This is a genomic window from Mesorhizobium sp. M1027, assembly GCF_040318745.1.
GTDB lineage: Bacteria > Pseudomonadota > Alphaproteobacteria > Rhizobiales > Rhizobiaceae > Mesorhizobium.
Map to the genome: position 1 here is coordinate 239865 of NZ_JAMYMW010000001.1, position 23097 is coordinate 262961.

The 23097-nt window shown below is 62.1% G+C and carries 23 protein-coding genes and 1 tRNA gene; 21 read left to right on the forward strand and 3 right to left on the reverse strand.

Annotated features, from left to right (window positions below):
- Nucleotides 1-2 precede the first annotated feature (2 nt).
- The 15 genes from nuoH to NKH50_RS01180 all read left to right on the forward strand — a co-directional run bounded on the left by nuoH (nucleotide 3) and on the right by NKH50_RS01180 (nucleotide 15202).
- Nucleotides 3-1046, forward strand: coding sequence for an NADH-quinone oxidoreductase subunit NuoH (nuoH, locus tag NKH50_RS01110; protein WP_292663045.1), 1044 nt, complete (start codon nucleotides 3-5; stop codon nucleotides 1044-1046).
- Complete coding sequence (locus NKH50_RS01115; protein WP_352876110.1) at nucleotides 1046-1303, forward strand: hypothetical protein; 258 nt, start codon at nucleotides 1046-1048, stop codon at nucleotides 1301-1303. The genes nuoH and NKH50_RS01115 overlap by 1 nt, the downstream gene beginning before the upstream one ends.
- Nucleotides 1300-1791, forward strand: a complete 492-nt coding sequence (gene nuoI, locus NKH50_RS01120) for an NADH-quinone oxidoreductase subunit NuoI (protein ID WP_352745068.1) — start codon at nucleotides 1300-1302, stop codon at nucleotides 1789-1791. Before NKH50_RS01115 ends, nuoI begins: the two co-directional genes overlap by 4 nt.
- Nucleotides 1792-2021: 230 nt before the next feature.
- Complete coding sequence (locus NKH50_RS01125; RefSeq protein WP_023676621.1) at nucleotides 2022-2642, forward strand: NADH-quinone oxidoreductase subunit J; 621 nt, start codon at nucleotides 2022-2024, stop codon at nucleotides 2640-2642.
- Nucleotide 2643: 1 nt separating this feature from the next.
- Nucleotides 2644-2952 (forward strand): NADH-quinone oxidoreductase subunit NuoK, encoded by a 309-nt coding sequence (gene nuoK, locus NKH50_RS01130; protein ID WP_023676620.1) that lies wholly within the window; start codon nucleotides 2644-2646, stop codon nucleotides 2950-2952.
- A gap of 10 nt (nucleotides 2953-2962) precedes the next feature.
- Nucleotides 2963-4936 (forward strand): NADH-quinone oxidoreductase subunit L, encoded by a 1974-nt coding sequence (gene nuoL / locus NKH50_RS01135; RefSeq protein WP_352876113.1) that lies wholly within the window; start codon nucleotides 2963-2965, stop codon nucleotides 4934-4936.
- Nucleotides 4936-6441, forward strand: coding sequence for an NADH-quinone oxidoreductase subunit M (locus NKH50_RS01140; RefSeq protein ID WP_352450009.1), 1506 nt, complete (start codon nucleotides 4936-4938; stop codon nucleotides 6439-6441). The genes nuoL and NKH50_RS01140 overlap by 1 nt, the downstream gene beginning before the upstream one ends.
- A gap of 17 nt (nucleotides 6442-6458) precedes the next feature.
- Nucleotides 6459-7895: an NADH-quinone oxidoreductase subunit NuoN gene (nuoN, locus tag NKH50_RS01145; protein ID WP_352876115.1), complete on the forward strand. Its 1437-nt coding sequence runs from the start codon at nucleotides 6459-6461 to the stop codon at nucleotides 7893-7895.
- A gap of 4 nt (nucleotides 7896-7899) precedes the next feature.
- The gene (locus tag NKH50_RS01150; protein ID WP_352876117.1) at nucleotides 7900-8721 is read left to right on the forward strand and encodes a biotin--[acetyl-CoA-carboxylase] ligase; all 822 of its coding nucleotides are present in this window, start codon (nucleotides 7900-7902) and stop codon (nucleotides 8719-8721) included.
- 134 nt (nucleotides 8722-8855) lie between these two features.
- Nucleotides 8856-10526 carry a ribonuclease J gene (locus NKH50_RS01155; protein WP_352703652.1) on the forward strand — a complete coding sequence of 557 codons (1671 nt, stop codon included), beginning with the start codon at nucleotides 8856-8858 and terminating at the stop codon, nucleotides 10524-10526.
- A 140-nt stretch (nucleotides 10527-10666) separates the two neighbouring features.
- Entirely contained in the window at nucleotides 10667-11071 is a 405-nt protein-coding gene (mce, locus tag NKH50_RS01160) for a methylmalonyl-CoA epimerase (RefSeq protein WP_352876120.1), read from the forward strand.
- A complete protein-coding gene (locus tag NKH50_RS01165) occupies nucleotides 11068-11352 on the forward strand; it encodes a DUF1467 family protein (protein WP_254818117.1) in 285 nt (94 codons plus the stop codon). Before mce ends, NKH50_RS01165 begins: the two co-directional genes overlap by 4 nt.
- 558 nt (nucleotides 11353-11910) lie before the next feature.
- A complete protein-coding gene (gene proS / locus NKH50_RS01170; RefSeq protein WP_352876122.1) occupies nucleotides 11911-13239 on the forward strand; it encodes a proline--tRNA ligase in 1329 nt (442 codons plus the stop codon).
- On the forward strand, nucleotides 13236-14522 hold the full coding sequence (locus tag NKH50_RS01175) for a lipoprotein-releasing ABC transporter permease subunit (protein ID WP_352477560.1): 1287 nt from the start codon (nucleotides 13236-13238) through the stop codon (nucleotides 14520-14522). The genes proS and NKH50_RS01175 overlap by 4 nt, the downstream gene beginning before the upstream one ends.
- Nucleotides 14519-15202 (forward strand): ABC transporter ATP-binding protein, encoded by a 684-nt coding sequence (locus NKH50_RS01180; protein ID WP_254818120.1) that lies wholly within the window; start codon nucleotides 14519-14521, stop codon nucleotides 15200-15202. The genes NKH50_RS01175 and NKH50_RS01180 overlap by 4 nt, the downstream gene beginning before the upstream one ends.
- Before the next feature lie 386 nt (nucleotides 15203-15588).
- Here NKH50_RS01180 and lipB read toward each other — a convergent pair whose 3' ends face one another.
- On the reverse strand, nucleotides 15589-16332 hold the full coding sequence (gene lipB, locus NKH50_RS01185) for a lipoyl(octanoyl) transferase LipB (protein WP_352876126.1): 744 nt from the start codon (nucleotides 16330-16332) through the stop codon (nucleotides 15589-15591).
- A gap of 176 nt (nucleotides 16333-16508) precedes the next feature.
- Between lipB and NKH50_RS01190 the strand changes: the two genes are divergently transcribed.
- Both NKH50_RS01190 and NKH50_RS01195 read left to right on the forward strand, forming a co-directional pair.
- Nucleotides 16509-16593 (forward strand) — tRNA-Leu (locus NKH50_RS01190).
- Between the two features lie 237 nt (nucleotides 16594-16830).
- A complete protein-coding gene (locus NKH50_RS01195; protein ID WP_352876129.1) occupies nucleotides 16831-17898 on the forward strand; it encodes a cyclic nucleotide-gated potassium channel in 1068 nt (355 codons plus the stop codon).
- A gap of 347 nt (nucleotides 17899-18245) precedes the next feature.
- On the opposite strand, the gene NKH50_RS01200 is transcribed toward NKH50_RS01195, so the two are convergent.
- Entirely contained in the window at nucleotides 18246-19061 is an 816-nt protein-coding gene (locus tag NKH50_RS01200; protein ID WP_352876881.1) for a phosphatase PAP2 family protein, read from the reverse strand.
- A gap of 435 nt (nucleotides 19062-19496) precedes the next feature.
- On the opposite strand from NKH50_RS01200, the gene NKH50_RS01205 reads away from it, so the two are divergent.
- The 4 genes from NKH50_RS01205 (at nucleotide 19497) to NKH50_RS01220 (ending at nucleotide 22564) form a co-directional block, all read left to right on the forward strand.
- On the forward strand, nucleotides 19497-19814 hold the full coding sequence (locus NKH50_RS01205) for an ArsR/SmtB family transcription factor (RefSeq protein ID WP_023676569.1): 318 nt from the start codon (nucleotides 19497-19499) through the stop codon (nucleotides 19812-19814).
- Nucleotides 19811-20293 carry an SRPBCC family protein gene (locus NKH50_RS01210; RefSeq protein WP_254818127.1) on the forward strand — a complete coding sequence of 161 codons (483 nt, stop codon included), beginning with the start codon at nucleotides 19811-19813 and terminating at the stop codon, nucleotides 20291-20293. Before NKH50_RS01205 ends, NKH50_RS01210 begins: the two co-directional genes overlap by 4 nt.
- A 348-nt stretch (nucleotides 20294-20641) precedes the next feature.
- On the forward strand, nucleotides 20642-22039 hold the full coding sequence (gene mgtE, locus NKH50_RS01215; protein WP_502894205.1) for a magnesium transporter: 1398 nt from the start codon (nucleotides 20642-20644) through the stop codon (nucleotides 22037-22039).
- A 138-nt stretch (nucleotides 22040-22177) separates the two neighbouring features.
- Nucleotides 22178-22564 (forward strand): MerR family transcriptional regulator, encoded by a 387-nt coding sequence (locus NKH50_RS01220; protein WP_254818129.1) that lies wholly within the window; start codon nucleotides 22178-22180, stop codon nucleotides 22562-22564.
- A 19-nt stretch (nucleotides 22565-22583) separates the two neighbouring features.
- Here the strand turns inward: NKH50_RS01220 and NKH50_RS01225 are convergent, their stop codons facing one another.
- On the reverse strand, nucleotides 22584-23090 hold the full coding sequence (locus tag NKH50_RS01225; protein ID WP_352454650.1) for a methyltransferase family protein: 507 nt from the start codon (nucleotides 23088-23090) through the stop codon (nucleotides 22584-22586).
- Nucleotides 23091-23097: the final 7 nt, after the last annotated feature.

The following is a 23097-nucleotide window of genomic DNA, read 5'->3' on the forward strand; positions in this document are numbered from 1 at the left end:
ACATGGACACCTTCTTCTCCTTCTACGTGCTGCCGGCGCTGCTGATCCTTTTGAAGTCGGTCGTGCTGATCGTCGTTCTGTTGATCTTCGTCGCCTATGTGCTTTACGCCGACCGCAAGATCTGGGCGGCGGTGCAATTGCGTCGCGGCCCGAACGTCGTCGGCCCGTGGGGTACGCTGCAGGCCTTCGCCGATCTGCTGAAATTCGTGTTCAAGGAGCCGGTGATCCCGTCCGGCGCCAACAAGGGCGTTTTCCTGCTGGCGCCCTTGGTGTCGGCGGTGCTGGCGATCTCTGCATGGGCGGTGATACCGGTCAATGAAGGCTGGGCGATCGCCAACGTCAATGTCGGCATCCTCTATGTCTTCGCCATCTCCTCGCTCGAGGTCTATGGCGTGATCATGGGCGGCTGGGCGTCGAACTCAAAATACCCGTTCCTTGGCGCGCTGCGCTCGGCGGCGCAGATGGTGTCCTACGAAGTCTCGATCGGTTTCGTCATCGTCACCGTGCTGCTTTGCGTCGGCTCGCTCAACCTGTCCGACATCGTCTTGTCGCAGCAGGACGGGCTGGGCACGCGGCTCGGCCTGCCCAACACCTTCCTCGACTGGCATTGGCTGTCGCTGTTCCCGATGTTCATCGTCTTCTTCATCTCGGCGTTGGCCGAGACCAACCGGCCGCCCTTCGACCTTGTGGAAGCCGAATCGGAACTCGTCGCCGGCCATATGGTCGAATATTCCTCGACGCCGTTCCTGCTGTTCTTCCTCGGCGAATATGTCGCCGTCGTCCTGATGTGCGCGCTGGCCACCATCCTGTTCCTTGGCGGCTGGCTGCCGCCCTTCAATTTCGCGCCGTTCACCTGGGTGCCGGGGCTGATCTGGTTCGTGCTCAAGGTCTGCCTGGTGTTCTTCATGTTCTCGATGGTGAAGGCGTTCGTGCCGCGCTATCGCTACGACCAGCTGATGCGGCTCGGCTGGAAGGTCTTCCTGCCGATCTCGCTGTTCATGGTGGTCGCCACCGCCGCTTTCCTAAAGATCACGGGGTTTGCCTGATGGGCAGTCTGATCGTTGGTTTTCTAGGCGCAGCTGTCGGCGTGCTTGTTGCGCTCTTTGGCAACGTCGTTGTGCTGCCCTACGTTTTGCGGCAACAGGACCAAAGGTTGGCAGCAAACTACCGAGTGCCGGTGTTTGGCTGGGACAAGCAGATAATGGCGTCGATGACGAGACTTGCATATCGTTTCCTGATGCCTGTCTTTTTCGGATTTATCGGCGCAATCGCTGCAACACAGATCTTCGGGGGTGCTGAATGAGTACGCTATCCCAGGCCGCCAAGTCACTGCTTTTGCAGGATTTCGTCAGCGCTTTCTTCCTGTCGATGCGCCAGTTCTTCGCGCCGAAGGAGACGATCAACTATCCGCATGAGAAGGGACCGGTCAGCCCGCGCTTCCGCGGCGAGCATGCGCTGCGCCGCTACCCGAACGGCGAGGAACGCTGCATCGCCTGCAAATTGTGCGAGGCGATCTGCCCGGCGCAGGCCATCACCATCGAAGCCGGCCCGCGCCGCAACGACGGCACGCGGCGCACCGTGCGCTACGACATCGACATGGTGAAATGCATTTATTGCGGCTTCTGCCAGGAAGCCTGCCCGGTCGACGCCATCGTCGAGGGGCCGAATTTCGAGTTCGCGACGGAGACGCGCGAGGAACTTTATTACGACAAGGACAGGCTTCTGGCCAATGGCGACCGCTGGGAGCGTGAGCTGGCGCGCAACATCTCGCTGGATGCGCCTTACCGCTGATATTTGATGCATGAACGGGGCGAGGGCCTCGTTCAGAGGATGATCCCGAAAAGCTGCAGACTTTTCGGACAAGATCATCCTCCGGAATGAAAGAGTGTCGCATGTTTTCTTTTCGATCGGGTCTTTCAACCCGATCGGAACATGCGATAGGAACACGCAACTTGCCGACCGGAGGCGGTGGCAAAAAACAGGACGAACGTCCTGTTCTGACAGGAAACCCGGGAGAGCCCATGCTGAGTGGACTAGAGGCGGCCTTTTTCTACCTCTTCGCCTTTGTCGCGGTGGCATCGGCGTTCATGGTCATTTCGGCGCGCAATCCCGTGCATTCGGTGCTGTTCCTGATCCTGACCTTCTTCAACGCCGCCGGCCTGTTCATGCTGACCGGCGCCGAGTTCCTGGCGATGATCCTGCTCGTCGTCTATGTCGGCGCGGTGCTGGTGCTGTTCCTGTTCGTGGTCATGATGCTCGACGTCGACTTCGCCGAAATGAAGGAAGGCGCCCTGCAATATGCACCGATCGGCGCGCTGGTCGGGCTGATCCTGGCGGCGGAGCTGATCGTGGTGCTCGGCGGCTATACATTCGCGCCGAAACTGGCGGCGACGGTCGCCAAGCCCATTCCGGACCTGGCCGCGCGCTCCAATACGGCAGCGCTCGGCGACATCCTCTATACGGATTACCTCTATTACTTCCAGGTAGCTGGCCTGGTGCTGCTGGTCGCCATGATCGGCGCCATCGTGCTGACGCTGCGCCACAAGCCGGGCGTCAAGCGGCAGTCGATCGCCGCCCAGGTCGGCCGCACGGCGGCAACCGGAGTGGAAATCCGCAAGGTCAAGACGGGCGAAGGAGTCTGAGATGGTCGTCGGCATCGCGCACTACCTGACCGTATCGGCGATCCTGTTCACGCTCGGCGTGTTCGGCATCTTCCTGAACCGCAGGAACGTCATCGTCATCTTGATGTCGATCGAGCTGATCCTGCTTGCGGTCAACATCAATTTCGTCGCCTTTTCGGCGGCGCTCGGCGATTTGGTCGGCCAGGTTTTCGCACTGTTCGTGCTGACGGTCGCGGCGGCCGAAGCGGCGATCGGCCTTGCCATTCTCGTCGTCTTCTTCCGCAACCGCGGCTCGATCGCGGTCGAAGACGTGAACATGATGAAGGGTTGACGGAACCACCATGTATCAGGCCATCGTCTTCCTTCCGCTGCTCGGCTTCCTGATCGTCGGCCTGTTCGGCACTTCGCTCGGCGCCAAGGCTTCTGAATACATCACCTCCGGCTTCCTGGTGATCGCGGCTGTGCTGTCGTGGGTTGCCTTCTTCTCGGTCGGCTTCGGCGGCGGGGAGGTGTTCACCGTGCCGGTGCTGCGCTGGATCCAGTCAGGCGGCCTCGAAGCGTCGTGGGCGCTGCGGATCGATACGCTGACCGTGGTGATGCTGGTCGTCGTCAATACGGTGTCGGCGCTGGTCCATGTCTACTCGATCGGCTACATGCATCACGACCCGGACCGGCCGCGCTTCTTCGCCTATCTGTCGCTGTTCACCTTCGCCATGCTGATGCTGGTGACGGCCGACAACCTCGTGCAGATGTTCTTCGGCTGGGAAGGCGTCGGCCTTGCCTCGTATCTGCTGATCGGCTTCTGGTACAAGAAGCCGTCGGCCAATGCGGCTGCGATCAAGGCCTTCGTCGTCAACCGCGTCGGCGATTTCGGCTTTGCGCTCGGCATATTCGGCGTGTTCGTGCTGTTCGGCTCGGTCAATCTCGGCACCATCTTCGCCAATGCGGCGACGTTCATTCCGGCGGAAGGCGCGCCGCAAGGCGCGGCCGTACTGACCTTCCTCGGCTATGCGCTTGATAAGCAGGCCGCGATGACGGTCGTCTGCCTGCTCCTGTTCATGGGCGCGATGGGCAAGTCGGCGCAGGTGCCGCTGCACACCTGGCTGCCGGATGCCATGGAAGGCCCGACGCCGGTCTCGGCACTGATCCATGCCGCCACCATGGTGACGGCAGGCGTGTTCATGCTGGCGCGGCTGTCGCCGCTGTTCGAGCTGTCGCATTCGGCACTGACGGTGGTCACCTTCATCGGCGCCTTCACCGCCTTCTTCGCGGCGACAGTCGGTCTTGTCCAGAACGACATCAAGCGCGTCATCGCCTATTCGACCTGTTCGCAGCTCGGCTACATGTTCGTGGCGCTCGGCGTCGGCGCATATGGCGCGGCGATTTTCCATCTGTTCACCCACGCCTTCTTCAAGGCGCTGCTGTTCCTCGGCTCGGGCTCGGTCATCCACGCCGTCTCCGACGAGCAGGACATGCGCAAAATGGGTGGCCTAAGGACGCTGATCCCGACGACTTACTGGATGATGGTGATCGGCACGCTGGCGCTGACCGGTGTCGGCATTCCGGTAACGATCATCGGCACGGCCGGCTTCTTTTCCAAGGACGCCATCATCGAAGCGGCCTTCGCCGGCCACAATGCGGTCGCCGCATTTGCCTTCATATTGCTGGTCATTGCTGCCTGCTTCACCTCCTTCTACTCCTGGCGGCTGATCTTCATGACCTTCCACGGCGAGCCGCGGGCCAGCCACGAGGTCATGCACCATGTCCATGAATCGCCGCCGGTCATGCTGGTGCCGCTGTTCATCCTGGCGGCTGGCGCGCTGCTCGCCGGTGTGATCTTCCACGGCGCCTTCATCGGCGAGGGCTATGCCGAATTCTGGAAGGCGTCGCTGTTCACGCTGCCGGACAACCACATCCTGCACGAAATCCACGAAGTGCCGTTGTGGGTCGAGCTGTCGCCGTTCATCGCCATGCTGATCGGCTTTGCGATAGCCTGGCAGTTCTATATTCGCGCGCCGGAAATGCCTCGGAGCGTCGCCGCCAACCATCGCCTGCTCTACGCCTTCCTGCTCAACAAATGGTATTTTGACGAGCTCTACGACTTCCTGTTCGTGCGGCCGGCAAAGCGCCTCGGCAGCTTCCTGTGGAAGACCGGCGACGGCACCGTCATTGACGGGCTCGGGCCGGACGGCATTTCGGCGCGCGTCGTCGACGTCACCAACCGGGTCGTCAAGCTGCAGACCGGCTATCTCTATCACTATGCCTTCGCCATGCTGATCGGCGTTGCCGCACTCGTCACCTGGATGATGCTCTGATGACCGCCTGGCCGATCCTATCGCTGGTCACCTTCCTGCCGCTGGTTGGTGTGCTGCTCATCCTCTTCGTGCGTGATGACAGCGAGAACGCGCGCCGCAACATCCGCGCCATCGCGCTGTTCACGACTGCGTTCACGTTTGTGATTTCGCTGTTTATCTGGACCGGCTTCGATAATTCGCAACCCGGCTTCCAGTTTGTCGAGAAGTTTGCCTGGCTGGATTCCGGCATCTCCTACCATATGGGCGTAGACGGCATCTCCATGCTGTTCGTCATCCTGACCACCTTCCTAATGCCGCTCTGCATTCTCGCCTCGTGGGAATCGATCGAGAAGCGCGTCAAAGCCTATATGATCGCCTTCCTGCTGCTCGAGACGCTGATGATCGGCGTGTTCTGTGCGCTCGACATCGTCTTGTTCTACGTCTTCTTCGAAGCCGGCCTTATCCCGATGTTCATCATCATCGGCGTGTGGGGCGGCAAGCGGCGCGTCTATGCCTCGTTCAAGTTCTTCCTCTACACCCTGGCCGGCTCGGTGCTGATGCTGCTCGCCATCATGGCGATGTTCTTCCAGTCCGGCACCACCGATATCCCGACGCTGCTGACGCATAATTTCCCGGCCAATATGCAAACCTGGCTATGGCTTGCCTTCTTCGCGTCCTTTGCGGTGAAGATGCCGATGTGGCCGGTGCATACCTGGCTGCCGGACGCGCATGTCGAAGCACCGACGGCCGGCTCGGTGATTCTGGCCGCCATCCTGCTCAAGATGGGCGGGTATGGCTTCCTGCGTTTTTCGCTGCCGATGTTTCCGATCGCATCCGAAATGTTCGCGCCGCTGATCTTCACGCTTTCCGTTGTCGCCATCATCTACACCTCGCTGGTGGCGCTGATGCAGGAGGACATGAAGAAGCTGATCGCCTATTCGTCGGTCGCTCACATGGGCTTCGTTACCATGGGCATCTTCGCGATGAACCAGGAAGGCGTCCAGGGCTCGATCTTCCAGATGCTGTCGCACGGCCTGGTCTCCGGCGCGCTGTTCCTCTGCGTCGGCGTCGTCTACGACCGCATGCACACGCGTGACATCGACGCCTATGGCGGGTTGGTCAACAACATGCCGAAATATGCAACCGTGTTCATGATCTTCACCATGGCCAATGTCGGCCTGCCCGGCACCAGCGGCTTCGTCGGCGAGTTCCTGACCATGCTCGGCGTGTTCCGGGTCAACACCTGGGTGGCGTTCTTCGCCGCCACCGGCGTCATACTGTCGGCGGCCTATGCGCTCTGGCTCTACCGCAAGGTGATCTTCGGCGCACTGACCAAGGAAAGCCTGAAAGGTTTGCTCGACCTGTCGACGCGCGAAAAGGTGATCATCTATCCGCTGGTCGCGCTGGTCATCTTCTTCGGCGTCTATCCGGCGCCGATCTTCGACGCGACGGCCGAATCGGTCAAGGCGCTCGTTACCAATGTCACCGCATCCATCGGCGCCGCGCAGACCGCGGCGGCGAACTGACTGGGGGTTTGCGAACCATGACGCCGGACCTTCTCTCCAGCCTGTCGCTCTCGACGCCAGAGCTGATCCTCGCCATCGGCGCCTTGGCGCTGTTGATGCTCGGCGCCTATTCGCGCGCCAACACCGCCGTCACGGTGAGCGGCCTTGCTGTTGCCGTGCTGGTGATCGCCGGCGCCTGGCTGATCTTTTCCCCGGGACAGGGCAACGCCTATGGCGAAGCCTTCATCCAGGACCCATTCGCCCGCTTCATGAAGATGTTGGCGCTGATCGGCTCGGCGGTGACGCTGGTCATGTCGGTCCGCTTTGCCCAGGCGGAGCATTTCGACAAGTTCGAATATCCGGTGCTGATCCTGCTCTGCACGCTCGGCATGATGCTGATGATCTCGGCCAACGGCATGATCGGGCTCTATCTCGGCCTCGAGCTGCAGTCGCTGGCGATCTACGTGCTGGCGGCGATCAACCGCGATAATCTGCGCTCGACCGAGGCCGGGCTGAAGTATTTCGTCCTTGGCGCGCTGTCGTCGGGCATGCTGCTTTACGGCATCTCGCTGGTCTACGGCTACACGGGCAACACCGGCTTCCAGGAGATCGCCGCGGCGCTGAGCGGCGGCGGGCGCCAGCTCGGCCTCGTCTTCGGCCTGGTCTTTGTGCTGGCCGGCCTTGCCTTCAAGATCTCGGCGGTGCCGTTCCATATGTGGACGCCCGACGTCTATGAGGGCGCGCCGACGCCGGTGACGGCCTTTCTGGCGGCGGCACCCAAAATGGCGGCGATGGCGCTGATGGTGCGCGTCACCATGGGCGCCTTCAAGCCGATCGCCGCCGACTGGCAGCAGATCATCGTCTTCATCTCGATCGCCTCGATGGCGCTCGGCGCATTCGCGGCCATCGGCCAGACCAACATCAAGCGGCTGATGGCCTATTCCTCCATCGGCCATATGGGTTATGCTCTGGTCGGCCTTGCCGCCAACAGCCAGGACGGCGTGCGCGGCGTCGCCATCTACATGCTGATCTATCTGGTGATGACGCTCGGCACCTTCGCCTTCATCCTGGCCATGCGGCGCAAGGAGGGCAATGTCGAGCAGATCAGCGATCTCGCCGGCCTGTCGGCGACCAACCCGATCATGGCGACGATCCTCACCATCATGATGTTCTCGCTGGCCGGTATCCCGCCGCTCGCCGGCTTCTGGGGGAAATGGTACGTGTTCCTCGCCGCCATCAATGCCGACCTCTACGCGCTGGCGATCATCGGCGTGCTGGCCTCTGTGGTGGGCGCCTATTATTATTTGCGCATCATCAAGATCATGTGGTTCGACGAACCGGTCGGCGGCTTCGTGCCGATGGCGACCGAACTGCGCGTCGTGCTCGGCGCCTGCGGCGCTTTCGTGCTGTTCTACGTGCTGATCGGCGGCCCGATCGGAACCTACGCAGCCGCCGCGGCCAAGACCTTCTTCTAACGGAATGACGTTCAGGCTGGCTCCAACCGCGGCTTCGGAAGGGTTCCGGCTCGAGGCGCACGATACGGTCGGCTCCACCAATGCGTTGGCGCTGGAGCACGCGCGGGCCGGCGATCCGGGCAAACTCTGGGTCGTCTCAAAAAAGCAGGAAGCGGGACATGGCCGCCGCGGCCGCGCCTGGGCGACGCCCGAAGGCAACCTGGCGGCGACGCTGCTGGTGATCACCAACACCGAGCTTCGACTTGCCGCGACGCTCGGCTTCGTTGCCGGACTGGCGCTGGCCGACGCGCTCGACGCCGTCGTGCCGAAAGGCAGGATTGCGATCGGCCTCGATGGTGCGAGCCAGGGCAAGAACCGCTTCGAGTTGAAATGGCCGAACGACGTGCTTGCCTCGGGCGCCAAGCTCGCCGGCATCCTGCTGGAATCGGCGATGCTGGATGGCGACCGTTCGACGGTGGCTGTTGGCATCGGCGTCAATGTGGTGGCTTATCCCAATGATTTGCCCTATCCAGCGACGTCGCTCAACGCGCTGGGGTCTGCTTGCGATGCCGAGACGCTGTTTCTGGCGCTGTCGGATGCATGGAGCGAGAATGCCCGGCTGTGGAACGAAGGGCGTGGGCTTGCCGCCGTCAGGCGGCGCTGGCTGGCGCGTGCGGCGGGGCTTGGCGGGCAGGTTGCTGTCAGAATTGACGGTAATGTGGTGCGCGGCACCTTCGAGACCATTGACGAAGACTGCCGTTTCGTGATCCGCGACGATCAAGGCTCGGTTCTGACGATCGCCGCCGGCGACGTGCATTTCGGCGCGGTCGCATCGGCCGTCGGTTGACTGGCCAATACGTTTGACTGGCCAGGTATTTGACCAGCTTGAATTTGACCGGCCGACAATTTTGATTGGCCGACAATTTTGACCGGCCCACAATTTGACCGGCCCACAATTTGACCGGCAAGGAAGGAAAGACCATGGCGACAGCGGAAAATGCCGAACTTGTCTTCGTGCCGCTCGGCGGTGTCGGCGAGATCGGCATGAACTTCGCCCTCTACGGCTATGGGCCGGCCAATGCGCGCGAATGGATCGTCGTCGACGTCGGCGTTACTTTTCCCGATGCAACCCTGCCCGGCGTCGACCTGGTACTGCCCGACACCCGCTTCATCGAGGAGAATGTCGCCAATCTGCGCGGCATCGTCATCACCCATGCACATGAGGACCACTACGGGGCGCTGCACGACATCTGGCCGAAGCTCAAGGCGCCGGTCTGGATGACGCCGTTCGGCGCCGGCCTGCTGGAAGCCAAGCGGCAGGGCGAGCAAGGGGCGCCGAAGATCCCGGTGACGATCTATCGGGCTGGCGAGAAATTCACCGTCGGTCCGTTCGAGATCGAGGCCATCCCCGTCGCGCACTCCATTCCCGAACCGATGTCGCTGGCGATCACCACGCCGGCCGGCGTCGTCATCCATACCGGCGACTGGAAGATCGATCCGGCGCCGACGGTGGGGCCGATGACCGACGAGGCACGCTTCCGTGCCTATGGCGACAAGGGCGTGCTGGCGTTGATCTGCGATTCCACCAACGCGCTGCGGGAAGGGGAGTCACCGTCGGAAGTGGCGGTGGGCGAGGGCCTCAAGGGTGTCATCCAGAATGCCAAGGGCCGTGTCGCCGTCAGCAGCTTCTCCTCCAATGTCGGCCGCATCGTCTCGATCGCCAAGGCAGCGCGGGATGCCGGCCGCCAATGCCTGGTGCTTGGCCGCTCGATGAAGCGCGTCATCGATGTGGCTGATGAACTCGGTTACATGGACGGGTTGCCGGAATTCATCGCCGAGGAGGATTACGGCTTCATCCCGCGCGAAAACCTCGTCATCATCTGCACCGGAAGCCAGGGCGAGCCGCTTGCCGCACTTGCCAAGCTGTCGCGCGACGAGATGAAGTCGGTGGCGCTGACGGCCGGCGACACGGTGGTGTTTTCCTCGCGCACCATCCCCGGCAACGAGAAGGCGATCCTCGAAATCAAGAACCGCCTGATCGATCTCGGCATCAAGATCATCGAGGACGGCGATGCGCTGGTGCATGTCTCCGGCCATCCACGCCGCAGCGAATTGCGCAAGATGTATGAATGGGTGCGGCCGCAGATCGGCGTTCCCGTTCATGGCGAGGCGGCGCATCTGGTGGCGCAGGGCTCGCTGATGTCGACGTCCGGCATCGGCCAGGTGGCGCAGGTGCGCGACGGCGACATGCTCAGGCTGTATCCGGGTGCCGCCGCCATCATCGACCAGGTTCCGTTCGGCCGCATCTACAAGGACGGAAGGCTGATCGGCAGCGATCAGGCGATGGGCATTCGCGACCGCCGCAAGCTATCCTTTGCCGGCCATGTCGCCGTCAACGTCGTGCTCGACGACAAATACGAGCTTGCCGGCGATCCCGATCTCGTCGCCATCGGCGTCGCCGAGGCCGACGGCAGCGGCGAGAGCCTGGAAGACCTGATGATCGATGCGGCAATCGGCGCCGTGGACTCCATCCCCCGCCAGCGCCGAAAAGACCTCGACCTGGTCCAGGAGGCGGTGCGGCGCGCGGTGCGCGGCGCGGCCAACGAAGCCTGGGGCAAGAAGCCACTGGTGACAGTGTTCGTCACGCGGTGACGAACAAGGGAATAGGGGAGTAAGGCAGTAGGGGAGTAGGGAAAGTAGGAAGTAGGAGCGCAAACAGTCTGCACTTCTAGATCCTTTTTCCCTACTCCCCTACTGCCTTACTCCCCTACCCCCTAACCCGGGAGTACCCTATGCTCGGACGCCTCAACCATGTCGCGCTTGCGGTGCCGGATCTGGCCGCGGCTGCGGCGGTCTATCGTGATACGCTTGGCGCGCACGTAACCGCGCCGCAGGCGCTGCCGGAGCATGGCGTTACGGTGGTGTTCGTCGACGTCGGCAACACCAGGATCGAGTTGCTCGAGCCGCTAGGCGAAGCCTCGCCGATCGCCGCATTCCTCGAGAAGAATCCGTCCGGCGGCATGCACCATCTCTGCTACGACGTGGACGACATTGTTGCGGCACGCGACCGTCTCAAGGCCAGCGGCGCGCGCGTGCTGGGCGACGGCAAGCCGAAGACCGGCGCGCATGGCAAACCGGTATTGTTTCTGCACCCCAAGGATTTCTTCGGCACGCTGGTCGAACTGGAGCAAGCATGAGTTGGGTTTCGTTTGTCGCCCTGTTCTTCGCCACATGGTGGGTGGTGTTGTTCGCCGTGCTGCCGTTCAGCATGCGGACACAGGACGAGGACCGGGACGTGACGCTTGGCACGGTTCCGAGCGCACCGCGCGGACCGCATATGCTGCGCGCGGCGCTGCGCACGACAATCGCCACGCTGGTCCTCATGGGTATTTTCTACGGCATCACGAGAGGGCTTGGCCTCGGCATCGACGACATCCCGCACATCGTGCCGGATTTCAACCAGAGCCCAGCGCATTAGCCGGCTACCTACCGTGTCCGGCTATCCCAGCCTAGCCGACCCCTGAAATCAAGCTGAGCCAGCAAGGTCAACCCAAGTAAAGCCCGGGGCGGGCTTGGGCTGACGCAACGTCATGTAGTTTGGTAATCTGTCGTGCTAACCAAATGATTGCACAAAAAAAATGCAAGGCGCGAGGCCTTGCAATTTAAACGCGTCCGATCTGTTTCCGGTGTCCGGCGGCAGCGAGTTACCGCGCCTAGATCGCATCCTCCCAAGACTTTGACCGCGTAGGAGGGCAGATTTTTCTCTACCCTCTCGGTTATGTGGGCACACTAGCCTAAGGCGGGTGAAAATGTCACGAAGAATTTTGCCCGGAAACAGGCAATCTCGTGCTGCAGTGCACAATAGTACGGCAGGCGTTGCTTGCGAAACGCCCAGCAAGCCGCGTGCGGCAATTGCGGCGCCTGTGCAGCGCCTGGGCCGGGTTTCCATTCCGCCATGAAATGGCTATGAAGCCGGGGCAAGCAAGCCTGTGCCGCGCCGATTCCGGGGCCGCCATCCTCTCTCACGGACCAATTCATGCGTTTGTCGCGCTATTTCCTGCCCATCCTCAAAGAAAACCCGCGCGAGGCCGAGATCATCTCGCATCGGCTGATGCTGCGTGCCGGCATGATCCGCCAGCAGGGGCAGGGCAGCTTTTCCTGGCTGCCGCTCGGCAAGCGGGTGCTGGACAAGGTCTGCCGGATTATCCGCGAGGAGCAGAATCGCGCCGGCGCGCTCGAAATCCTGATGCCGACCATCCAATCGGCCGAACTCTGGCGCGAAAGTGGCCGCTATGAAGATTACGGCAAGGAGATGCTGCGCATCAAGGACCGGCAAGACCGCGATATGCTCTACGGGCCGACCAACGAGGAGATGGTCACCGAGATCTTCCGCTCCTATGTCAAGTCCTACAAGGACCTGCCGCTCAACCTCTATCACATCCAGTGGAAGTTTCGCGACGAGGTGCGCCCGCGCTTCGGTGTCATGCGTTCGCGCGAGTTCCTGATGAAGGACGCCTATTCCTTCGATCTCGATTATGAAGGCGCCAAGGCTGCCTATAACCGCATGTTCGTGTCCTACCTCAGGACGTTTACGCGCATGGGGCTGCAGGCTATCCCGATGCGCGCCGACACCGGGCCGATCGGCGGCGACCTCAGCCATGAGTTCATCATCCTGGCCGACACCGGCGAGAGCCAGGTGTTTTGCCACCGCGATTATCTCTCGCTGGCAGTGCCTGGCGCAGACACGGATTTTTCGAACGACGCCGAGATCGGCGCCATCGTCAAGACATGGACGACGCCCTATGCCACCACCGACGAGATGCATGACGAGGCGGCATGGGAGAAGGTGCCCGCGAGCGACCGGGTCTCGGCGCGCGGCATCGAGGTTGGGCATATCTTCCATTTCGGCGACAAATATTCCAAGCCGATGGGCGCCAAGGTGACCGGCCCGGACGGCAAGGATCATTTCGTTTCTGGCGGTTCCTATGGCATCGGCCCGTCCAGGCTGGTCGCGGCGATCATCGAAGCCAGCCATGACGATAACGGCATCATCTGGCCGGAGGCGGTGGCGCCGTTCGATGTCGGCCTAATCAACATGAAGGCCGGCGATGCCGAATGCGACCGCGTCTGCGGCGAGCTGCACGCCGCCTTTGTCGCCGCCGGCAAGGAGGTGCTCTACGACGACACCGACCAGCGGCCGGGCGGCAAGTTCGCCACCGCCGATCTGATCGGGCTGCCGTGGCAGGTGATCGTCGGGCCGCGCGGCATCGCCGCCGGCGAGGTCGAAATCAAGAACCGCAGGACCGGCGAGCGCGAGACGCTGCCGATCGCGGACGTGAAGCAGCGTTTCGGTGCCGCCGCATGAACAAAGCGGCGGCAGCAAGACCATCGGGCGCCGGGCCTTTTTCCGGCTTCGAGCGCATGGTGGCGTGGCGCTATCTGCGCTCGCGTCGCAAGGAGACGGTGATCTCGGTCATCGCCTCAATCTCCTTCCTCGGCATCATGCTGGGCGTCGCCACGCTGATCGTCGTCATGGCGGTGATGAACGGCTTTCGCGCCGAACTGCTGACGCGCATCCTAGGCGTCAACGGGCATCTGATCGTGCAGCCGCTCGACATGCCGTTGGAGGACTATGCCCAGGTCGCCGGCCGCATCAACGGCGTGCCCGGCGTCAAATACGCCATCCCGCTGATCGACGGGCAGGTGCTGGCGCAAGGCAATGTCGGCGGCGGCACCGGCGCGCTGGTGCGCGGCATACGCGGCGAGGATCTCGGCAAGATCACCATCGTCGCCAACAATATCAAGGAGGGCTCGATCGTCGGCTTCGACACCGGCGAAGGCGTCGCCATCGGCAGCCGCATGGCCGAGAATCTCGGGCTGGTGCTTGGCGATACGATCACGCTGATTTCGCCCGAGGGCGACATCACACCGCTTGGCACGACGCCGCGCATGAAAGGCTATCCGGTCACCGCGATTTTCGAGGTCGGCATGTCGGAATATGACAGTTCCATCGTCTACATGCCGTTCTCCGAAGCGCAGCTTTACTTCAACATGGACGGCCGGGCGCAGACGATCGAGATCTACGCCGACAATCCCGACAATATCGACGCGCTGAAGCCGAAGGTCGAAGAGGCGGCGCAGCGGCCGATCAGCCTTGTCGATTGGCGGCAACGCAACAAGACGTTCTTCGACGCGCTGCAGGTCGAGCGCAACGTCATGTTCATGATCCTGACCCTGATCGTGCTGGTGGCGGCGCTCAACATCATTTCGGGCCTGATCATGCTGGTGAAGGACAAGGGCCACGACATCGCCATCCTGCGCACCATGGGCGCGACGCGCAGTGCGATCCTGCGCATCTTCCTGATGACCGGGGCGGCGATCGGCGTTGTCGGCACCATTGCCGGCGTGCTGCTCGGCATCGTGATCTGCCTCAACGTCGAGCGCATCCGCCAGTTCTTCTCCTGGCTGGCCAACGAGCGGCTGTTCAATCCCGAGCTTTATTTCCTGAGCCAATTGCCGGCCCGCATGGATGCCAGCGAGACGATCTCCGTCGTTCTCATGGCGCTGGCGCTGTCGTTCCTGGCGACGCTGTTTCCGGCGTGGCGCGCGGCCAGGCTCGATCCAGTCGAAGCGCTGAGGTACGAGTGATGGCCGAAGCCATTATCGAGCTGAAGAGCGTCGAACGGCACTATGTGCAGGGACCGCGCAAGCTGACCATCCTGAACGGCGCCGATTTTTCGCTGAAGCGTGGCGAGATGGTGGCGCTTGTGGCGCCGTCGGGCACCGGCAAGTCGACGCTGCTACACACCGCCGGGCTGCTGGAGCGACCGGACGCCGGCGACGTGATCCTGGCGGGGCGCGCCTGCGGCCGGCTTTCCGACGACGAGCGCACGGCGATCCGCCGCAACGACGTCGGCTTCGTCTATCAGTTCCATCATTTGCTGCCTGAATTCTCGGCGCTGGAAAACATCATGATGCCGCAGCTGATAAAAGGGCTGCCGCGCAAGGAGGCGGCCGAGCGGGCGGCGCAATTGCTCGACTATATGCAGATCGGCAAGCGGGCACAGCATCGCCCCTCCGAGCTCTCCGGCGGCGAGCAGCAGCGGGTCGCCATTGCGCGTGCCGTCGCCAATGCGCCGCTGGTGCTTTTGGCCGACGAGCCGACCGGCAATCTCGACCCGGTGACCGCTTCCTATGTGTTCGAGGCGCTGGCAGCACTGGTCCGGCAATCGGGCCTGGCGGCGCTCATCGCCACTCATAATCATGAGCTCGCCTCGCGCATGGACCGCCGCGTGACGCTGGCCGACGGCAAGGTTGTGCCGCTTTAGGGTGCGCTGCAATTGAGGCGATGACGGCCTGCGGGCTGCCGTGCGCCGTCCCGCCGCTTTCGCGCGCCTGTTGGCCCGAAACGCTTGGCATCTCCCTCTCAACCCTTTCTTAACCCTGTCGAAATGACCGAGCGCAATTCCGGTGACACCCGGACTGCGATCGTTGACATTCGAACAAAATTAGAACAAAATACGAACATACTAACAACAGGAGAGAGTTATGACCGATCTTGTTCAGGATGTCGTTTCGCTGGTGTGCATGAGCACGTTCCTCATTTCCATGGCAATCTGGATCGGCGCGATGTGAGGCTTGAGCTCAAGGGCGGGCTCGATGCTGATGAGCGAAGGCCGCCTTCGCATATTGGCGCAGGCATTGGGCGAGTGTTTCAGCCGGCCTTGCGGGACACTTCGACAGGCGACACGGCGGCGGGCCCGAACACGTCCTCGAAAGCGGATTTCAGCGCCAGGTCGAGGTCGGCCATGGTCACGGGAAGGCCGAGGTCGACAAGGCTGGTGACGCCGTGATCCTGGACGCCGCACGGCACGATGCCGCTAAAATGGCTAAGGTCCGGCTCGACATTGATGGCGATGCCGTGAAAGCTCACCCAGCGCCTCAGCCTTATGCCGATGGCGGCGATCTTGTCCTCGGCCGCCGAGCCGTCGGGCAAAGCGGGGCGGTCCGGCCGCACCACCCAGACGCCGACGCGGTCCTCGCGGCGTTCGCCGCGTACGTTGAAGGCGGCCAGCGAGCCGATGATCCATTGTTCGAGAGCGGCGACGAAGGCGCGGACATCCTCGCGCCGCCGCTTCAGGTCGAGCATGACGTAGGCGACCCGCTGGCCTGGCCCATGATAGGTGTATTCGCCGCCACGCCCGGCGGCAAAGACCGGGAAGCGGTCCGGCTCGATCAGGTCCTCGACGCGGGCGCTGGTGCCGGCGGTGTAGAGGGGCGGGTGCTCGACCAGCCAGACCATCTCGCCGGCGGCGCCGCTGCGGATTGCCTCGGCGCGCGCCTCCATCACGGCGAGCGCATCGGGATAGGCGGTGAGCCCGGGCTCGATGCGCCATTCGACCGGCGCCGAGCCGGGCAAGGGCAGGAACGACGTGGCGATCTGGCTGCGGTCCGTCATGATATCTCGTCTCGCCACTCATATGGCGGCAATCGGTACAAACGTCCAGTTCCGGCGCGTTCGGCCCTTGAAGAGTTATGCCGATGTCCGGCCGATTATTGCTGGCCGCGCTACTTGTTTCACCGGAAACGATTTGCTACACGCCGCGGGCCGGTTGGTTCCGGCTCCTACCACGTGCGGTCGTGGCGGAATTGGTAGACGCGCAGCGTTGAGGTCGCTGTGGGGCAACCCGTGGAAGTTCGAGTCTTCTCGACCGCACCAATCAGTCTTTTGGCTGTGGAAGTTATTGCGATTTTTCAGGCTTGTCGCACAGCCGTGCAAATACGGCAAAAAGTGCACTGTCACCGTAATTTGTTAATTCGCGTTCTATGCCGTCTGTTCACTTTCCCGGACATCTGAGTTCACGGTTGGTGATGGGCATCGCAGCGAAGCAAGCACCTTTGCGCTTGCCTTGAAGGCATCCTATTCTGGAGGATAGCATCCGCTCGTGGGCATAGAATGTCGGTACTGCCGTCCTTAAGAATTTACGCGCCGCTCAACGCGGTGCTGGCTGCGACTGGGCTTGTGGCGGTGGCTGCGCTCACGACACCGGACATGTCCGGGCGAAGCAGACTGGCTTTGGCTGCCATGCTCGCGGTCATTTGGGGCATCTATCTCCTGGAATTGGCCGAGAAACTGCTCAGGCGCCGGGCGGGAGACGTTCGGGACAGGACGCCGGCAATCGCCATTGATGTGCTCGCGGTTTTGGTTCCACTCGCCGCATTTCTGCTCGTCGGCACGCCCGACCGGAGCCTCTACTGCGCTGTCTGGCTGCTGAAACCGCTGCGCGATTCAACTTTCTTCCCGCTGCTGGGCAGAATCCTGACCAACGAAGCGCGCAACCTGATCGGCGTCGCCACGGTCTTCGGCATCGTTCTGTTCGGTGTTGCGCTCGCAGCCTATGTGATCGAGCGCGACGTCCAACCGCAAAAGTTCGGCAGCATCCCCCAGGCAATGTGGTGGGCGGTGGTCACGCTGTCCACCACCGGCTATGGCGACGCTATTCCGGAAAGCTTCGCCGGCCGCGTCCTTGCCGGGGCGGTCATGATGAGTGGCATCGGCATCTTCGCGCTCTGGGCTGGCATTCTTGCCACCGGCTTTTATCAAGAAGTCCGTCGCGAGGATTTCGTCCGCAATTGGCAATTGGTCGCCGCCGTGCCGTTGTTTCAGAAGCTCGGCCCGGCCACACTAGTCGAGATCGTGCGCGCATTACGACCTCGCATCGTGCCGGCAGGCGCTGTGATCTGCCGCAAGGGCGAGACCGGTGATCAGATGTTCTTCGTCGTGGAGGGGCGCGTCAGCGTCGCGACGCCGAACCCGGTGGAGCTGGGCCCTGGTGCCTTCTTCGGCGAGATGGCGCTGATCACCGGCGAACCGCGCTCGGCGACCGTCAGCGCCACAACGGTGGTCTCACTCCTGTCGCTACACTCGGCGGATTTCCAGATGCTGTGCAGCAGCAGCCCAGAGATCGCAGAAATCATTCGCAAAACCGCGCTCGAGCGGCGCGGCGCGGCGCCTAAGGGTTGACCGCACTAGGTGTTCGTCAGGAGGAGGATGTGATGGCAAGGCTGCCAGCTGCCTGCCGATGGTGGCTGGCTGGAACTACGTGCTTTGCCGCTGTCGAACCACCCTCAATACAAATCGCCGCGGAATCGTAGAAAAATGCTTCAAAATCAACGCGGGCGGCGTTGCGGCGCGCTGCATCTCGACCGCACCATTAAATTCGAAAGCGGAATCTCTTCCTCGTTGAATTCTCGCACTGCGGGGAGCGTCCTTGTGGGGGGCACGTGCTTTGTGCCTGATTGCGGTCGCGAGTTTGGCTTATGCGAAGTGGCCATCGGCGGGCATGGCCATCTATCGACAAGCGCACATAACTATTCGCGCACCAGGCGTCCGGTCGCCCACCAGATCACCGATACAACAACGATCGATGCGTAGCCGTCCACGGCATAGTGCCAGCCAGTGAACACCGATCCGTACAGGATCAGGGCTGCAAAGGTCCAACCCAGAACGCCAAGCCAGCGATTGATCGATGACAGCAAATAGGCGTTCAATACGGCAAAGGCGACATGCATGCTTGGCATGGCCGAGATGCCGCCGCCAAGACTTGGCCGGCCGCTCTGGTAAGCCTTCAGGAGATATGCCGCGGGTTCCCGCACCATGTAACTATGGTCCAGCCTGTCCAGGGCCGCATTCAATCCGTGGAAGCGATCCACGCCGACAAAGTGGTGGTAGTAAACCGGTCCGACCGATGCCAGCGCCAGGGCCAAGACCGTTCCGAGGACGGACAACGTCAGCGCTGCTGCGCAGAGATAGCGGATGCGGGCAATCTCGTCCGACCAGAGCGACACGAAAAGGATGGTGCCGAACCACTGGTAAAACCAAATGACTTCATAGCTGTTGAAGACGACGGACGACCAATCGTTGCTGTCGAGCTTATGGACGATCTCCCATGGCGGCATCCCGTGCAGCCATTCGTCAGCGTCGGCCAACCAGTTGTCGGCATAGTATGGGACGACGGACGGGATGGCGATCTTGTAGGTAGAGAACGCGGTCAAGCTGGCAAAGAAGAACAGCAGCACCAGCAGACAACCACGCCAGCGCCCTTGAGCCAAATCCAGTGCGTAGCGAACCGGTTGCCGCCGGCCATGGATTAGCGCGGCACAGCAGACGCCACCGATAAACAACACCGGGATCCCAACAAGAAATTTGTGAGAATAGATTGAGGCAGACGTATAGAATACTTCTGGGTATAGTGCGGATGCGCCTAAAACATATGTCGCCATGAACAATGAGAGGCGCAATTGCCATATGGCGGAGGGCCTGTAGCGAGAGGCTTCCGTGGTTAGGGCCAAACCAATTTACCCGTTCTTAACGTTTCGCCGGAGAGACACATATACCGATAAGGTAAAAACCTTGCCGCCAGGTTTACTTTTCCCCGGTGGTCGACATTTGCCGCCGGCTCGCATGCGACGGATTGTTTCCCTGTAATCTTGCATCCGCATTTGCTGTCCAAGCCCCTGCGTGAAGGGATTGCCCCGGGGGCTGGAAACCGAACTGGTCGGTGCTTAACGCGGCCTGCCGCCTCCTGTTGACGTATCATAAGTTTTAGCTTATCATAAGTCATGATTTATGATTACGCAGGCATGGTGGCCTTGGCCGATCCGACACGCCGCAAGGTGTTCGAGCTCATCGCCGATCGGCCACGCTCGGTCATCGATCTGACGCGAGTGCTTCCGGTCTCGCAGCCGGCGGTATCGCAGCACCTCAAGGTTTTGAAGGAAGCCCGGCTGGTCCGCGCAGAGCCGAAAGGTGCCAGCAACATCTATCATCTCGACCCGCATGGGCTCGGCGAGATGCGCGCCTGGCTCGACCGCATGTGGGGCGATGCGCTCGACGCCTTCAAACGGGAAGTCGACAACAGCAAGGAGAAGAGGAAATGACGACCATGATCAAGCCCGCGCCGGTCAGGAAGTCGGTGACCGTGGAGGTGCCGCTCGACAAGGCATTCGATGTGTTCACCACAGGATTCGGGCGCTGGTGGCCGGCTTCGCACTCGATCGGCAAATCCGCCCTGACGACCGCGGTGATCGAACCGAAAGCCGGCGGCCGCTGGTACGAGATTGGCGAGGATGGGTCACAATGCGATTGGGGCGAGGTTCTCGCCTGGGATCCGCCGTCAAGGCTGACGCTCGCCTGGCGCATTGGAGCCGGCTGGCGCTACGATCCGGCACTGCTGACCGAAGTCGAGATCCGCTTTGTCGCGCTCGGCGAGAACGCGACGCGTGTGGAACTCGAGCACAGGCTTCTGGAGAACATGGGCGAAACCGCAGAGGCGATGCGCGAGGCCTTCGAATCCGAGGGTGGCTGGAGCGGTCTCCTGGACCGCTATGCGGCTGAGGCGAAGCGCCACGCCGCCTGATCGGGAAGCCTTCCATTCCAATACAGCGAGGCCCTCGCACTGTCGGCCTCGCCGTTTTGAATCAGTGTCGATCTGCCCATCTGGTTGACCGGGGCGGGGAGATACGCTGCCCTTTACCTGCCGCCGCGAAGGTTTGCAGCGCCGCAGGTTTGTAGAACGTCTTCTCCTCCTACCCTCCGGTATGCGTTGCGTCGTTTGGACGCGCGAACGGCGCTGTAGCAATTTGCCGTTGCGCATGGTCCTTTCGCAAAATCGATTCCGATTGTCAGGGTCATGCGTTAGACCTGACAGGCACCTTATCCGGAAATCCGATGGCGGGAGGCGCTGGTGGAAGGCCAGGACGAACAGATGACCGGCGCCAGGGCGGCCGAGGAGCGCCGCGCCGACATCTATGACGAGGACGGCGTCATCCTGTCGTCGTTCCTCGCCCAGATCGGTGCCGCGATCGCCGATCGCGATACGCTGACGCTGAAGCGTGAAGTCGACGATCTGCACCAGTCGGAACTCGGCCACCTGCTCGAGGCCCTGCACCCGGAACAGCGCCGCGCGCTGGTCGAATTGCTGGGCAAGGATTTCGATTTTTCCGCGCTGACCGAGGTCGACGAGGCGATCCGCCGCGACATCGTCGACAGTCTGCCCAATGCGCAGATCGCCCAGGCGGTGCAGGATCTCGATTCCGACGATGCCGTCTACATTCTCGAAGACCTCGACCAGGAGGACCAGGACGAGATCCTGTCGCAACTGCCGTTCACCGAGCGGATCAGGCTGCGGCGCTCGCTCGATTATCCCGAAGAGACCGCCGGCCGCCGCATGCAGACGGAGTTCGTCGCGGTGCCGCCCTTCTGGACGATCGGCCAGACCATCGACTACATGCGCGAGGACAACAATCTTCCCGACCGTTTCAGCCAGATCTTCGTCATCGATCCGAGCTTCAAACTGCTCGGGGCCATCGACCTCGACCAGATCCTGCGCACCAAGCGCTCGGTCAAGGTGGAAGAGGTCATGCATGAGACCAGGCATGCCATCCCGGCCACCATGGACCAGGAGGAGGCGGCGCGCGAATTCGAACAATACGATCTTCTGTCCGCCGCCGTCGTCGACGAGAACGAGCGGCTGGTCGGCGTGCTGACCATCGACGACGTCGTCGACGTCATCCAGCAGGAGGCCGAGGAAGATCTGCTGCGCATGGGCGGCGTCGGTGACGAAGAACTCTCGGACAGCATCTTTTCGACCTCGCGCTCGCGCGTGCCCTGGCTGCTGGTCAATCTTTTGACGGCTTTCCTGGCGGCTTCGGTGATCGGCCTGTTCGACCGCACCATCGAGCATATCGTGGCGCTGGCGGTGCTGATGCCGATCGTCGCCGGCATGGGCGGCAATGCCGGCTCGCAGACCATGACCGTCACGGTGCGGGCGCTGGCGACCAGGGACCTCGACATCTACAATGCCGGCCGCATCATCCGCCGCGAAATCGGGGTGGGCTTCATCAACGGCATCATTTTCGCCATCCTGATCGGCCTCGTGGCTGCTGCCTGGTTCCACGATCGCAATCTCGGCGGCATCATCGCTGCTGCGATGATCATCAACATGTTCGTGGCGGCTCTGGCGGGCATCCTTATCCCGCTGCTGCTCGACCGCTTCAAGATCGACCCGGCTGTGGCTTCGGCGGTTTTCGTCACCACGGTCACCGATGTCGTCGGTTTCTTTGCCTTTCTCGGGCTCGCCACATGGTGGTTCGGCGTGCGCTGAACGGCACCTCAATTGACTTTTACGTAAATGCCGTGCGAGGCTTTGGAAGGTGCCTTGTCCGCCGATTCTGTAAACGCCTGGGCGCCGGCGGCGCCGGCCAGTTGGAACTCGCGGCGTGGCCGGGGCATTGGAGTGACGATGCGGGAATATTATTCGATCACGGAGCTGACCCGCGAATTCGACGTGTCGACGCGGACGTTGCGCTTCTACGAGGACGAAGGGCTGGTGCAGCCGGTACGGCGCGGCCGCACCCGGCTGTTCCGCCCATCGGACCGGCATCTGATCCGCCAGATCATGCGGGGAAAGAGGCTCGGCTTCTCGATCAACGAGATCCGCGAAATCATCCAGATGTACAGGGAGCCGCCCGGCGAGGTCGGCCAACTCAAATTGATGATCAAGCGAATCGAGGAAAAGCGCGAGCATTTGCGCCAGAAACGCCGCGACCTCGAAGAGACCCTGGCCGAACTCGACCAGGCCGAGGAATCCTGCGTCGAGCGGCTGGTGGAACTCGGCGTCACCACATAGGCGCGGTGTCAGCCTCGGCTCAAATCCAGCGCCGCACCCTTTTGGCGTAGTCCCGGTACTTTTTGCCAAATTTGGCGGTCAGCACCTTCTCCTCGCTCTCGATCGTCAGCTTCTGCGTCAGGAACGCCGCGATGACCGCCAGCGGCAGGAACCAGGCGATCCCCGTGACAAAGGCGAGGCTGACCAGCAGCAATGTGTTGGCGAGGTAAATCGGGTTGCGGCTGACGGCGAAGGGTCCGGTGGTCACCAGATGGTCAGGCACGCCGTTCGGGTTGAGCGTCGTCTTGGCGCGGATCATGGTGCGGATTGCCGTGAACCAGAGCGCCGCAACCGCCACCAACCCCACAAGGCCGGCGGCGAACAGGATGTCGCCGAGAAGATCGCCGATCCACGGCAGCGGATAGAACAGCCCTAGTGCGACGCTGACGATGATGGCGGCGATATAGATCAGCGGTGGCCATGGGATGTGCCCCAGCTTCGGCTGCCCAGGATTTTGCTGCACGGGTTTCGGGTGACTGTCGCTCATTATTGTC

What these genes read in the sequence shown, in the direction of transcription:
- nuoN (WP_352876115.1), top strand. Translation starts at nt 6,459, where the DNA reads ATGACGCCGGACCTTCTCTCCAGCCTGTCGCTCTCGACGCCAGAGCTG.
- NKH50_RS01150 (WP_352876117.1), top strand. Translation starts at nt 7,900, where the DNA reads ATGACGTTCAGGCTGGCTCCAACCGCGGCTTCGGAAGGGTTCCGGCTC.
- NKH50_RS01155 (WP_352703652.1), top strand. Translation starts at nt 8,856, where the DNA reads ATGGCGACAGCGGAAAATGCCGAACTTGTCTTCGTGCCGCTCGGCGGT.
- NKH50_RS01175 (WP_352477560.1), top strand. Translation starts at nt 13,236, where the DNA reads ATGAACAAAGCGGCGGCAGCAAGACCATCGGGCGCCGGGCCTTTTTCC.
- nuoH (WP_292663045.1), top strand. Translation starts at nt 3, where the DNA reads ATGGACACCTTCTTCTCCTTCTACGTGCTGCCGGCGCTGCTGATCCTT.
- NKH50_RS01225 (WP_352454650.1), bottom strand. Translation starts at nt 23,090, where the DNA reads ATGAGCGACAGTCACCCGAAACCCGTGCAGCAAAATCCTGGGCAGCCG.
- proS (WP_352876122.1), top strand. Translation starts at nt 11,911, where the DNA reads ATGCGTTTGTCGCGCTATTTCCTGCCCATCCTCAAAGAAAACCCGCGC.
- nuoL (WP_352876113.1), top strand. Translation starts at nt 2,963, where the DNA reads ATGTATCAGGCCATCGTCTTCCTTCCGCTGCTCGGCTTCCTGATCGTC.
- nuoI (WP_352745068.1), top strand. Translation starts at nt 1,300, where the DNA reads ATGAGTACGCTATCCCAGGCCGCCAAGTCACTGCTTTTGCAGGATTTC.
- nuoK (WP_023676620.1), top strand. Translation starts at nt 2,644, where the DNA reads ATGGTCGTCGGCATCGCGCACTACCTGACCGTATCGGCGATCCTGTTC.
- NKH50_RS01210 (WP_254818127.1), top strand. Translation starts at nt 19,811, where the DNA reads ATGACGACCATGATCAAGCCCGCGCCGGTCAGGAAGTCGGTGACCGTG.
- lipB (WP_352876126.1), bottom strand. Translation starts at nt 16,332, where the DNA reads ATGACGGACCGCAGCCAGATCGCCACGTCGTTCCTGCCCTTGCCCGGC.
- NKH50_RS01205 (WP_023676569.1), top strand. Translation starts at nt 19,497, where the DNA reads ATGATTTATGATTACGCAGGCATGGTGGCCTTGGCCGATCCGACACGC.
- NKH50_RS01140 (WP_352450009.1), top strand. Translation starts at nt 4,936, where the DNA reads ATGACCGCCTGGCCGATCCTATCGCTGGTCACCTTCCTGCCGCTGGTT.
- NKH50_RS01125 (WP_023676621.1), top strand. Translation starts at nt 2,022, where the DNA reads ATGCTGAGTGGACTAGAGGCGGCCTTTTTCTACCTCTTCGCCTTTGTC.
- NKH50_RS01115 (WP_352876110.1), top strand. Translation starts at nt 1,046, where the DNA reads ATGGGCAGTCTGATCGTTGGTTTTCTAGGCGCAGCTGTCGGCGTGCTT.
- NKH50_RS01220 (WP_254818129.1), top strand. Translation starts at nt 22,178, where the DNA reads ATGCGGGAATATTATTCGATCACGGAGCTGACCCGCGAATTCGACGTG.
- mce (WP_352876120.1), top strand. Translation starts at nt 10,667, where the DNA reads ATGCTCGGACGCCTCAACCATGTCGCGCTTGCGGTGCCGGATCTGGCC.
- NKH50_RS01165 (WP_254818117.1), top strand. Translation starts at nt 11,068, where the DNA reads ATGAGTTGGGTTTCGTTTGTCGCCCTGTTCTTCGCCACATGGTGGGTG.
- mgtE (WP_502894205.1), top strand. Translation starts at nt 20,642, where the DNA reads ATGACCGGCGCCAGGGCGGCCGAGGAGCGCCGCGCCGACATCTATGAC.
- NKH50_RS01195 (WP_352876129.1), top strand. Translation starts at nt 16,831, where the DNA reads ATGTCGGTACTGCCGTCCTTAAGAATTTACGCGCCGCTCAACGCGGTG.